The sequence below is a fragment of the Polynucleobacter sp. 39-46-10 genome (assembly GCF_002282275.1).
In genome coordinates, this window is record NZ_NCJB01000489.1 from 1 (window position 1) to 1,323 (window position 1,323).

Annotated in this window: 1 protein-coding gene; it reads left to right on the forward strand. The window is 48.5% G+C overall.

What is annotated here, in order from left to right:
• Positions 1–1,323 (forward strand): DNA polymerase III subunit alpha (gene dnaE / locus B7X71_RS17050; protein ID WP_293601618.1); only part of this gene is annotated, 1,323 nt, incomplete at both ends.

Here is a 1,323-nt window from a genome sequence, read left to right on the forward strand (position 1 = left end):
CTGACTTCATCAATTGGGCAAAAAATAATGGCGTTCCAGTAGGTCCGGGTCGCGGATCTGGTGCCGGCTCTTTGGTTGCTTACTCGCTCGGTATTACGGATCTTGATCCACTGCGTTACAACCTCCTCTTTGAGCGCTTCTTAAATCCTGAGCGGGTATCGATGCCCGACTTCGATATTGATTTCTGCCAGCATGGGCGCGATCGCGTTATTCAGTACGTAAAAGATAAGTACGGCAAAGATGCGGTCAGTCAAATTGCGACCTTTGGAACGATGGCTGCCAGAGCGGCGATTCGTGATGTGGGTCGCGTGCTGGAGCAAGGTTATAACTTCGTTGATGGTATTGCTAAGTTGATCCCGAATAAGCCAGGTCAGTACATGACTATCGAAATGGCCAAGAAGGAAGAGAAGCAATTAGGCGAGCGCGAAAAGAATGAAGATGAGGTGCGCCAGCTTTTATCTCTTGCACAGCAGCTTGAAGGCATGACCCGCAACGTCGGTATGCATGCGGGTGGCGTATTGATTGCCCCCGGTCGTTTAACCGATTTTTGCCCGCTTTATACCCAAGAGGCAAAAGACTCTAAAGATCAAGAGAGCGGCTCCGTTATTAGTCAGTTTGATAAGGATGATGTAGAAGCTATCGGTCTAGTGAAGTTCGACTTCTTGGGTTTAACGACGTTGACTATTTTGGCCGCTGCTGAGAAGTGGATTAAGACGCTGCATGCTGATCGTAAAGATTGGAATATTGGTGAAATTCCACTTGATGATGAAAAGGCCTTTGAAGTTTTAAAGAATGCCAATACAGTCGCCGTCTTCCAGCTAGAAAGTCGCGGCATGCAAGGCATGCTTCGTGAAGCCAAGCCTGACCGCTTTGAAGACATTATTGCGCTTGTAGCACTCTATCGCCCAGGTCCAATGGATTTGATTCCGGACTTTATTGAACGTAAGCATGGGCGTCAGAAAGTAGAGTATCCGGATCCACGTATTGAGCCCGTTCTACAAGAAACCTACGGCATCATGGTCTATCAAGAGCAGGTGATGCAGATGGCCCAGATGATTGGTGGCTACTCATTGGGTGGCGCAGATATGTTGCGTCGTGCGATGGGCAAGAAGAAGCCTGAAGAGATGGCGCAGCATCGCAAGATCTTTAGTGATGGTGCAAAAGCCGGCGGTATTACTGAAGGCAAGGCCAATGAGATTTATGACTTGATGGAGCGCTTTGCGGGCTATGGATTTAATAAATCGCATGCTGCCGCTTATGCACTCTTGGCATATCAAACTGCCTGGCTTAAGGCTTACTACCCTGCTGAATTTATGGCAGCCA